This window comes from Massilia pseudoviolaceinigra, from assembly GCF_030846505.1.
Classification (GTDB): Bacteria; Pseudomonadota; Gammaproteobacteria; order Burkholderiales; family Burkholderiaceae_D; genus Telluria_A; species Telluria_A violaceinigra.
This window is the reverse complement of the sequence record NZ_JAVCWL010000028.1, coordinates 59,184-70,001: the sequence shown is the minus strand read 5'-3', so window position 1 is coordinate 70,001 and position 10,818 is coordinate 59,184. Positions and strand designations below refer to the sequence as shown.

General features: G+C 62.4%; 10 protein-coding genes. 6 read left to right on the top strand and 4 right to left on the bottom strand.

Going from position 1 to position 10,818, the window contains the following annotated elements:
* The first annotated feature begins 41 nt into the window (after positions 1–41).
* From RBA40_RS24320 to RBA40_RS24300, 5 genes are all read left to right on the top strand, one after another.
* Positions 42–704, top strand: a complete 663-nt coding sequence (locus RBA40_RS24320) for a TetR/AcrR family transcriptional regulator (protein ID WP_306650660.1) — start codon at positions 42–44, stop codon at positions 702–704.
* Positions 705–866: 162 nt separating this feature from the next.
* Positions 867–1,520 carry a protein-L-isoaspartate O-methyltransferase family protein gene (locus RBA40_RS24315; RefSeq protein ID WP_306650658.1) on the top strand — a complete coding sequence of 218 codons (654 nt, stop codon included), beginning with the start codon at positions 867–869 and terminating at the stop codon, positions 1,518–1,520.
* A 12-nt stretch (positions 1,521–1,532) separates the two neighbouring features.
* Positions 1,533–1,856 (top strand): rhodanese-like domain-containing protein, encoded by a 324-nt coding sequence (locus tag RBA40_RS24310; protein WP_099874913.1) that lies wholly within the window; start codon positions 1,533–1,535, stop codon positions 1,854–1,856.
* 93 nt (positions 1,857–1,949) lie between these two features.
* Positions 1,950–3,308 carry a TolC family outer membrane protein gene (locus RBA40_RS24305; RefSeq protein WP_306650657.1) on the top strand — a complete coding sequence of 453 codons (1,359 nt, stop codon included), beginning with the start codon at positions 1,950–1,952 and terminating at the stop codon, positions 3,306–3,308.
* A 71-nt stretch (positions 3,309–3,379) separates the two neighbouring features.
* A complete protein-coding gene (locus RBA40_RS24300) occupies positions 3,380–4,930 on the top strand; it encodes a DUF8224 domain-containing phage-derived protein (protein ID WP_306650656.1) in 1,551 nt (516 codons plus the stop codon).
* Positions 4,931–5,002: 72 nt separating this feature from the next.
* On the opposite strand, the gene RBA40_RS24295 is transcribed toward RBA40_RS24300, so the two are convergent.
* Positions 5,003–5,461, bottom strand: coding sequence for a hypothetical protein (locus tag RBA40_RS24295; RefSeq protein ID WP_306650655.1), 459 nt, complete (start codon positions 5,459–5,461; stop codon positions 5,003–5,005).
* A 203-nt stretch (positions 5,462–5,664) separates the two neighbouring features.
* Between RBA40_RS24295 and RBA40_RS24290 the strand changes: the two genes are divergently transcribed.
* Positions 5,665–6,810: a sensor histidine kinase gene (locus tag RBA40_RS24290; protein WP_306650653.1), complete on the top strand. Its 1,146-nt coding sequence runs from the start codon at positions 5,665–5,667 to the stop codon at positions 6,808–6,810.
* A 69-nt stretch (positions 6,811–6,879) separates the two neighbouring features.
* Here RBA40_RS24290 and gloA read toward each other — a convergent pair whose 3' ends face one another.
* From gloA to RBA40_RS24275, 3 genes are all read right to left on the bottom strand, one after another.
* Positions 6,880–7,293, bottom strand: a complete 414-nt coding sequence (gloA, locus tag RBA40_RS24285) for a lactoylglutathione lyase (RefSeq protein ID WP_167090087.1) — start codon at positions 7,291–7,293, stop codon at positions 6,880–6,882.
* Positions 7,294–7,391: 98 nt separating this feature from the next.
* A complete protein-coding gene (locus RBA40_RS24280) occupies positions 7,392–9,965 on the bottom strand; it encodes a TonB-dependent receptor plug domain-containing protein (protein WP_306650652.1) in 2,574 nt (857 codons plus the stop codon).
* Positions 9,966–10,323: 358 nt separating this feature from the next.
* Positions 10,324–10,752, bottom strand: coding sequence for an OsmC family protein (locus tag RBA40_RS24275; protein ID WP_306650650.1), 429 nt, complete (start codon positions 10,750–10,752; stop codon positions 10,324–10,326).
* Positions 10,753–10,818: the final 66 nt, after the last annotated feature.

Genomic DNA, 10,818 nt, shown 5'->3' with positions numbered 1-10,818 from the left:
TCTATATTAATGACTCGCAAGTAAGTTACGGAATAGACCCCATGCAATGTCCCCTTGAGATGAAGCCGCGCTGGGAGCGCCGTAAAGACGCGCGACCCCAGGAATTGCTCGCCGCCGCCCTCGACCTGTTCGTCGAGCGCGGTTTCGCCTCCACGCGGCTGGAAGACGTGGCCAAGCGCGCCGGCGTCTCGAAGGGCACCCTGTACCTGTATTTCACCAATAAGGAAGAGCTGTTCAAGGCCGTCGTGCGCGACACCATCGTGCCGGCCCTGGGCGCGGCCGAAGACATGATCGCCAGTTTCGAGGGCCATAGCGCCGACCTGCTGCGCGCCGTCATGATGGCCTGGTGGGAAAACGCCGGCGCCACCAAGTCCTCCGGCATGATCAAGCTGGTCATGGCCGAATCGAACAACTTCCCCGATATTGCTGTCTTCTACCGCGAAGAAGTCATCCAGCGCGGCAGTATCATGATCAGCGGCATGCTCGAGCGCGCCGTCGAACGCGGCCACTTCCGCCCGCTCGACGTCTTCCTCACCACCCAGATCCTGATCGCGCCGATGCTCATGCTGATGCTGTGGAAGCATTCGGTCGGCCCCTGCGACATGGCCGAGCTCGACCCCGTGGCCTTCATCGATTCCTTCCTCACCATGACCCTCAACGGCTTGCTGCCGCGTGCGCCGGAGCCGGGCGCGGCCGCGCCGTGACTTGTCAAAAGCGCCAGAGCGGCGTTTTGGGGCGTTCATTCCCTCTAAACTGCAGACTGTCGCAATTTATCGCGATCCGGGGCCTCAGATCGTTAAGATGTGTGTTCTGAGGCCGTTCAACGATAAAATATCGGATTATTATTTTTCCTCACCGAGCACAAGATGAACATCGAACAAGCCCGTTTTAACATGATTGAACAGCAGATCCGTCCCTGGAACGTGCTGGACCAGGACGTGCTCGATCTGCTGGTGGTGGTCAAGCGCGAAGATTTCGTGCCCGCTGCCTACAAGACGCTGGCCTTTGTCGATACCGAAATCCCGCTGCGAGGCGGCGAATCGATGTTTACGCCGAAGATCGAAGCGCGCATCTTGCAAGAGGTAGCCGTCAAGAAGCACGAAAATGTGCTGGAAATCGGCGCAGGATCGGGTTACATGGCAGCGTTGCTGGCGCACAAGGCGCGCCACGTCACCACCGTCGAGATCAATCCTGAACTGAGGGAACTGGCCGCGAAGAACCTGGCCAATGCCGGCCTGAGCAACGTCACCGTCGAACTGGGCAATGGCGCCGAAGGCTGGGAAAAGGGCGCGCCGTTCGACGTCATCGTCATCTCGGGTGGCCTGGAAACCCTGCCGGAAGTATTTATGAAGCAGGTCAAGGTCGGCGGGCGCATCGCCGCCATCCTCGGCCAGGCGCCGGTCATGACGGCGCACGTGATCACGCGTGTGTCCGAGACCGCGTACGACACGGTCAAGGTGTTCGAAACCAACGTCAAGCTGCTGTCGACGTCGGTCAAGACCTCGCATTTCACTTTTTAAAGCGGGGACGCCATGCAACACGTCACCGCCCCCGAGCTGGCAGCCTGGCTGGCCGACCCGTCGCGCCCGCGCCCGCTATTGCTGGACGTGCGCGAAAACTGGGAGTTTGAAACCTGCAAGATCGAGGGATCGACCCAGATTCCGATGAACACGATTCCGGCGCGCATCGAGGAGCTCGACGAGGAAGCCGAGATCGTCTGCATCTGCCACCACGGCGCGCGCAGCATGCAGGTCGCGGCCTTCTTGGAGCGCAACGGTTTTACGAACATGACCAATCTGACCGGCGGCATCCACGCTTGGGCGGTGCAGGTCGACGGCAGCATGCCGAAGTACTGATTCCAAGTAATAGATACACGCGCGGCGGCGGTGTCGGCCACCACCGGGCTGCAGGTTTTTTTAACTTTTTTGATGACTCCAATGGAGAATGCAATGCAGAAACCCCTCATGGCCGTGCTGATTGCCAGCGCATTTTTTTCCTTGAATGCACAGGCGGCGGACCTGATCCAGGTCTACCAGCAAGCGCTGGCCAATGACGCCGCGTTTGCCAGCGCGCGCGCGGCCCTGGCCGCCGGCATGGAGCGGGTTCCGCAAGGCCGCTCGCAGCTCTTGCCGACCGTGGGCTTGAACGGCAGCATCGTCAAGAACGATGGCGAATCGACGCCATGGAATATCGGCCAGACCGTGACCCTGCCCAACGGCGGTACGGTTCCGGTCACCAGCGGCGGCGCCAACGAGCGCACCACCACGCACACCCTGTCGCTGACCCAGCCGCTGTTTCGCTGGGCTAACTGGCAATCGTACGAACAGAGCAAGCTGCAGCAAGCCCAGGCCGAAGCGCAGTTTGCCCAGGCCCAGCAAGACCTGATCACGCGCGTGGCGCAAGCCTACTTCGATGTGCTGGCCGCGCAGGACACCCTGGAACTGAGCCGCGCCCAGAAAACCGCTACCACCGAGCAGCTCGCCTCGGCCAAGCGCAACTTCGAAGTCGGCACCCAGACCATCACCGACACCCACGAAGCCCAGGCCGCCTACGACCTGGTGGTGGCGCAGGAGTTTGCCGCCATCAACGACCTGGAAAACAAGCGCAGCGCGCTGCAAGCCATCATCGGCACCGCGCCGGCCAGCCTGGCGACGCTGAAACCGGGCGTGTTGCTCGCTACCCCCGAGCCGGCCGTGATCGACCCGTGGGTCGCGTCCGCGGAAAGCCAGAATTACGGCGTCGTCGGCGCCCAGCTGAACTACGAACTGTCCAAGCGCGAAATCCAGAAAAGCCGCGCCGGCCATTATCCGACCCTGGACCTGACCGCCAACGTCCGCCGCCAGAGCATGACGGGCCAGACCCAGCAGTCGGGCAGGTCGACCGACAAGGGCATCGGCATCGCTTACAACGTGCCTATCTTTAACGGTTTTGCCGTCACCAGCCGCGTGCGCGAAACCATCGCGCTCGAAGACAAGGCCCGTAACGACCTCGAAGCGACACGCCGCAACGCGGCCAACACGGCGCGCCAGGCTTTCCTGGGCGTGAACAGCGGGCTGGCACAGGTCAGGGCGCTGCAGGCGGCGGAAGTGTCGGGCAACTCGGCGCTGGAATCGAACAAGCTCGGCTACCAAGTGGGCGTGCGCATCAATATCGATGTGCTCAATGCGCAGCGCCAGCTGTATTCGACCCGCCGCGACCTGTCGCGTGCGCGTTACGACACCATCCTCAACGGCCTGCGCCTGAAATCGGCGGCCGGTTCGCTGCGCGAAGCGGACCTGGCGCCAGTCAACGATTTGCTGGTCAAGTAAGCTGGACGCACAGATGGGCGGGAGCGCCGCCATGCACGCCCGCCCGTGCCTGCCCATCGCACAGGGGGCGCATGGCCGCGGATAAGGTTCATGCGATGCGCCACGCCGACGGCTATGGAGCGCTGGTCCAGGCCATCAACGCGCGTTTCAACTCCCTGGCCGGCCCGGTCTTCCGGACCGACGCCAGCGGCCTGTACGAAACTTACCTGGCTTCCTTCACCGATCCCGGCGTTCGCCAGCAGCACAGCTGCGCCTGCTGCCGCACCTTCATCGAGCGCTTCGGCGGCCTGGCGACGGTCGGCGATGACGGTGTGCCGGTGTCCGCCATCTGGGATCCCGATGCGGCGCCGGCGGCTTACCGCGCAGTGGTCGATACGCTGGGGCGCCGGGTGAGCCAGGCCCGCCTTTCCATGCTGTTCCTGTCGAGCGAGACCCGCTACGGCAAGCAGGCCAGCGGCCCATGGCAGCACCTGGCCATCGAACCGGCAGCCGTGTTCAAGAGCGCCGGCCTGCATAACGCCTGGCAGACGGCCTGCGCCAGGCGCGAAGCGTACGCGTCGGTGCTGCGCGCCTTGCGCCAGTACAGCGCGCCAGTCTGTGCGGCGGCGCTGCGCCTGCTCAAGGGGGATACTCTGTTGACGCCGGAAGCGGCGCTGGGCCAGGCCCGCTTCCTGGTCGAGCTGCACGCTGCGCGCGACGCGGTCAGTGGCCAGCAGCAGGACAACCTGACGTACCGCATGGTGGCAACGGCGCCGATGGGCTTTTGCCATCCACGTTCGAGCATGATCGCCACCTTGCTCGACGATATCATCGCCGGCAAAAGCAGCGCGGAGACCGCCGCCGGCTGGGCCGCCAGGATGGATGTGCTGCAGTATCAGCGGCCGCAGGCGGCGCCGACGGCGGGAGCCGTCAAGGCAGCCGAGGCTGCGTTCGAGAAGCTGGGCGTCGTCCCGGCGCTGCAACGCCGCCTTGCCACCATGGCCGATGTCCAGGAAACCGTCTGGCTGCCGCGCGCGCCAGCGCCCAGCCCCATGCCGAACGATGCAACGCCGCCCGCCGCGCCGATCGTGATGACGCTCGAGGCATTCCGGTGCACCGTGTTGCCGGCGGCCGGGCGCATCGAGATGGCGGCGCCCGCCGGAAAACAGCCATTCGTTGCCTTCACCTCGGCAGTGCATGCGGATGCCCGTCCTATCCTGCAATGGGATACGCCAGAGCGGCGCAACCCGGTCGCCTGGTATACCTATTCGGCCGGCTCCTTGCCGGCCGAATTCAATTTGTCCGGCAGCTATTACGAAGTGACGGCGATCATTCTGCCGCCCTGGGCATGGGCAGGCCGGAACCATCCCCAACTCGGCGAACATCTTGTATTCCTGCTCAAGGACGCGCGCGATCTGCGCGGATGCGAGGAGCATTCCGCGATGTTTCCCGTGAATATGAAAAGCGAATTGCGTGAGTTCAGGTCCATCATCGAAGCCTATAGCAAGGCGAATGCACTGGCAGGTTTCGGGGAAGACAACGTGGCAGGCCTGGCGCTGACCAAGGGCCATCCGTGCGACGTCCGCCTGCGCGTGACATCCAACGGCCAGGCCAGCGAATATCAACTCAATCGCTGGGCCTGAGCTATTCCGGACGGGCGTGGCGCCGGGTTGCCTGTGCACTCCGATCGCGGCTGCGCCGGACGCGGCGGCTCCTCACGCCTCGCTCTGCGGCAGCGGAAACTCGAAGCAAATCGACTTGACCGGCATGCTCGCGTGCGCGGCCGTATCCCATTTCTTGCTGTAGTCCGCCGAGTCGGCCAAATCCTCGACGAAGACCGTGATTTCGGACGCCTGCCCACCCTTGAACATGTCCAGCAATGAGCTGAAGCGCTCGGGCGACTGATGGATGTCGATCACGCATTGCGATTTGCCCGCGCGCGCCGAGTAATTCATCCAACCGGGTGGTTCGGTGGGCGCGGGGATGCCCGGCTTGTGGCGCCGGATCGTCATGCTCCAGGCGGCATGGTTGATCATGAACGAATCCGAAGCGTAGATTTTCGGTCCACCCGTCAGCTCCAGCTGCAGTGCAATGACGGGATCAAGCTCGACGGTCCCCTCCTGGCGCAACACGTGGTAGCTCAGCCTACTCTCGAACACTAATTCGGCAGTCATCAGCTCTCCTCTTCAAGGCACTTTGGACAATGTTACTCGCTACTGTGCTCAGGTGTGGGCCATATTGCGTCCAAGTCACAGGAATTGGGTATGGCCGCCAGAACATGGCAAGCATGAAACAGGCGTAGACTGTGTCCACGAGGATCGCTTGGTTAAATGATTCAGTCCATCAAGAATGTACCTGTTCGCCTTATCGGGATGTCATGCGCCTTTCTAAATTCATCAGTGAAAATATCGAAGTGATCCTGCAGGAGTGGGAAGACTTCGCCGGCACGCTGCATCCGCTCAACTCCGCCACCAAAGTACAGTTGCGGGACCACGCGAAAGCCATCCTCGGTGTGATTTACCTTGACCTCGATGCCGACCAGAGCGTTGAGGCAGGTATCGAAAAATCGAAGGGAAAAGGCCCTGACGTTGCTGACGAAACGGCAGCCGAGGCCCATGCCGTCGATCGCTTGCAGGCCGGTTTTACTGTCGAGGAATTGATGGCCGAATTCCGCGCCTTGCGCGCCAGCGTGCTCAGGCTCTGGCAAGCCAGGGTAAAACAAGCCAACGAATCCGACCTGCAAGACATGCTGCGCTTCAACGAGGCGATCGATCAGTCGCTGACGGAGTCGTTGGCACACTTTTCCGCCATGCTGCGCGATTCCCAGAACGTCTTTCTCGCCATTCTCGGCCATGACGTGCGCAATCCGCTGGGGGCGATCAGCATGGGAACCCAGATGATCCTGCAGGACACCACATTGGCGCCGCGGCACCTCAAGGTGGCCGCGCAGATCCTGCGCAGTACCCAAAGGGTCACGGACATTGTCTCGGACCTGCTGGACTACTCCACCAGCCACCTGGGAGGAGGCATTCCGGTCACGCTGGCGGAATACGACTTATCGATCGAATGCCGGTCGGTCGCCCAGGAAATGAAATTGTTTCATCCGGAGCGCGACGTCAAGGTCGACGTCGAGGACGGCATCACCGTTGTCTGGGACCGCGCCCGCATGAGCCAGGCCCTGTCGAACCTGATGGCGAACGCGGTACAGCATGGAGCGGCGACCAGTCCGGTCTGGGTGACGGTCAGCCCCCAGGGGACCGATGTGGTGATGGTGGTCCAGAACGAAGGCGACATCATTTCACCATCCAGGCTCAGGGTCATGTTCGATCCCGGCAAGAGCTTTGTCATGAAGAGTACCAGCGAGCGCAGCGCCAGCCAGACCAGCAATCTCGGCCTCGGTCTCTATATAACGCATGAGATCGTTATCGCCCATGGTGGAAAAATCTGGGTGACCTCGACCGAATTGGAAGGCACCACCGTCAAGGTGCAGATTCCCATGGTCGCGACAGGGAAGGCCGAATAAGCCTGCGCGCTAACGAACAAACGCGTCTTGCGAGGCGTTATTCTTGAACGTCGGCGGCGTGCCGCAGCCTTACTCGTTCAAGCCATTCGCGCGCACGCCATCCTTGCGCTCGATCAGTTCGATCTTGTAGCCGTCCGGATCGGTCACGAACGCAATCACCGTGCTGCCGCCCTTGACCGGGCCCGGCTCGCGCGTGACGTTGCCGCCATTGGCGCGCGCCGCATCGCATGCGGCCACGATGTCGTCGGCCGAGATGGCCAGGTGGCCGTAGGCGCTGCCCAGCTCGTACTTGTCCACGCCCCAGTTGTAGGTCAGTTCCAGTTCCGCATGCTCCGGATTGCTGCCGTAGCCGACGAACGCCAGGGTGTATTTGTACTCCGCGTTTTCGCTGGTGCGCAGCAGCGTCATGCCCAGCACCTTGGTATAGAAATCGATCGAGCGCTGCAGGTCGCCGACCCGTAACATGGTGTGCAAAATACGCATCGTAGTCCTTGGTAATCAAATCAAGCCACGATTTTAAGCGCTCCACCGATTCTCTGCCGGCCACGCCCGCGTGCGGCAGGCGCGGCCGGTCATCAAGCTCAGGAACCGAAGTGGTAGTTGAGCTCGAGCCAGATCTGGCGTCCGACCGGGCTGTAGTTGCCGACCGGGTAGTTCGGCCAGCCGCCGGTGGTGTCGCGCTTGATGCGGTTGTTGACGTTATTGACCGCCACCGACACCGTGGCGCGCTCGCTGACCTTGTACACGCTCGACAGGTTGACCAGGGTGGTCGGCGACAGGAAGGCCGTCTGCCCGGCATTGGGCACCTTGCCGTAGCGCTGCGCGAACACGGTATTGGACCAGTTGCCCACGTTCCAGTTCAGGCTGGCGTTGAGCTTGTCGCGCCAGTCCTGGTTGGACAGGTCGTCCAGTTCATCCTTGAGCACGTCGCCGGCGAACTGGCGCGAGTTCTTGCTGAACGACTTGGAGTAATTGCCCTTGAGCGTGAATTTGCCCCAGTCCGCCATACGCAGCGCATAGCGTGCGCTCAGGTCGATCCCGTCGGCATCCTGGTAGGCGGCATTGATCGGATTGACCCGGATTTCGCGGATCTCGCCCGGCTTGTTCAGCGCCGTCAGCGCATAGCGCTGGATGCGGCCGACGGTGTCGAGGCAGGTCGGCGACGTCAGGTCGCCCTTGATGCGGCAGGCCGCTTCGTCGCGCAGCAAGGTGTCGGCGCTCAGGTTGGTGACCAGATCGTCGATCTTGATGTTCCAGTAATCGACCGATACGTCGAAGTCCGCGCTGGGCGACCACACCGCGCCCAGCCCGTACGACTTGCCTTTTTCCGAGCGCAAGTCCTTGCTGCCGGTCTGGACGTAGTCGCTGCCCGGCGACACGTTGGCGAACTCGCAGGTCTCGATGCTCTTGCCGGCCTGGGCGCAACGGTAGTAATCGGTGCTCGACGAGTAATAGCCGGCGCCGCGCGCCTTGAAGATGTAGTTCATGTCCGGGGCGCGGAAGCTGGTGGCATAGTTGCCGCGCACCAGCAGCGGCTTGAGCGGACGCCATTCGATGCCGGCGTTGTAGGTCAGCTTGCCTTCATTGCGGCCGGCAAAGTTGTAGCGGTCGTAGCGGCCGGCCAGGGTCGAGTTCAAGTCCTTGAGCAGCGGCACGTTCGCTTCCACGCCCAGCGCATAGCGGCGGCGCGAGCCTTCCGTGATATCGCTTTTCGCCAGGGTATTGAACACGCCCTGGTTGATGCGCGGGTCGGGCTTGTTGGCGAAGCGCTGGTGGCCGGCTTCGGCAATCGTCGCCAGCTTGACCGGGCCGGCCGGCAGTGCGAACAGTTCGCCCGTGGCGACCATGCTCAGGGTCTGGTTGCGCGAAGTATCGTCGCTGTCGGCCTGGCCGGTGATGCTGTTGAATTGCTCGGGCGTGAGGCGCTGGGTCAGGCGCGCCTGATTTGGCGCGTAGATGGCGATGCCGTCCTTGTCGACGCCCAGTTTCGGTCCCAGGAAAAAGCTGTCGATATTGGCCAGCGCGCGCTGCACATGGCCTTCGCTCTTGTAGAACGAGGCGCTGTAGCCGGCTTCATAGCGCCAGCTGGTGCCCGGAATATCGCCCTTGGCGCCCAGCGAGACCGAGCTGGCCTGGTCATCCCAGGTGCGGTTGTAGCGCTGCACGCCGCCCATTTCCTCCGGCGAAATATATTTCGTCCAGGCTTCGTACACGCCGCTGTTCTTGTTGAAGAAATAGCTGTTGTCGGCCGAGGACGAGGTCCACGTCGGGCCGCGCGTGTTGTTGGCCGTCTTGTTTTGGCCGAGCAGGAATTCGGCGAACAGGTCGGTCGACGGCGACAGTGCATAGTTGGCGCTGCCAAACAGATTGGTGCTGCGGTTCTTGGTCTGGGTGGTCCAGTAGGTCGGGCTGACCTTGTTGCTGGCGCAGTAGCTGCCTTTTTTGACGGTATGCTTGAACTGGCTGCCGCCGAACAGGTCGCCAAGCGCATTGCAGGCGTCGCCCAGGTCATGGAAATTGCCGGTGTTGACGTTCTTGCGCGACAGGGTATTGGTCGGCGTGCCCTCGCGCACGGCCATGAAGTCGCGCTGGTTGCTCCACAGCGGTTCGCGGTCGAGCACTTCCAGGCTGAACACGGTGTTGAGCTTCTCGAAGCTGCGTCCGCCGCTGATCTGCAGGCGGCGGTCGCCCCCGCCGCCGCGCGAGGTGGTGCCGGCCTTGAGGTTGACGTCGACCCCGTCGGCTTTCTTCTTGAGGATGATGTTGACCACGCCGGCGATGGCGTCCGAGCCGTACACGGCGGAGGCGCCGCCGCTGAGGATTTCCACGCGTTCGACGATGCTCGACGGGATGTTGGCCAGGTTGGTGAAGTTGATCGCGCCTTCATAGGCGGTCGGGAAGTCGGCCAGGCGGCGCCCGTTCAGCAGGATCAGCGTGTGGTTCGGTCCCAGGCCGCGCAGGCTGATGGTGTTGGCTGACGGGGTGTGGGTATTGCCGAAATCGGCGCCGGTGGTAAAGCCGCTGTTCTGCGCCTGGTTGTTGAGGGCATCGAACAGGTTCTTGTAGCCTTGCTTGGTGATTTCCTCGCCGGTGATGACGACCACGGCGGACGGGCCTTCGACGCTGGCGCGCGCGATGCGCGAGCCCGTGACCACGACCGAGGTGGGGGTGGCTTGTTAGCCGGCGCTGGCGGTTTGCGCCTGCGCCTGCTGTGCCGAGCCGCAGAGCAAGGTGATTGCCGCTGCCGCCAGGGGCGTCAATTTCAAATTTGTGATTTTCATTGAGGTGCTTTTGGTAGTCAAAAACCAATGATACCAACCAAAAATCACCTGCTGAACGATTGTTTTTGCGTTTATATATGCGAAATTGCACAATCGTGGTGCAAGCCTGGCCGAGCCGCCAGTGGTGCCGCGCTTGCCAGTCCTGGACGGAACGACGAAGCTGGATAGGGACGGCGGCGGGGCAGGTGGGAGGAAGCCGGTTCCGCCAATGGCGGGACCGGCGTGCCGGCTGTTACTCTTCCAGGCGCGCGTCGAGCGTAATCGCCGCGTTCAGCAGCTTCGATACCGGGCAATTGTTTTTCGCGCGCAGTACCGCCGCTTCGAACGCTTCCTGGTTGGCACCCGGAATGGTCGCCACCAGGTTCAGGTGCACGGCCGAGATCGTGAAGCCATCATCGGTCTTGTCCAGCGACACGGTCGCCGTGGTCATCAGCTTTTGCGCGGTCATGCCGGCTTCGCCCAACTGCCCCGACAGGGCCATCGTGAAGCAGCCGGCATGCGCCGCGCCGATCAGCTCTTCCGGATTGGTCCCCGGGCCATTCTCGAACCGCGTATTGAAACCGTACTGAGTATTGTCGAGCGCGCCGCTCTGGGTCGAAATGCTGCCTTTGCCATCCTTGATGGCGCCGCTCCAGACGGCACTTCCTGAACGTTTGATCATGGTGTTTCTCCTAAAATTTATTTAAGTTCAATTAAGCCATCATGCGCTGCGACCACCGGTCCATCT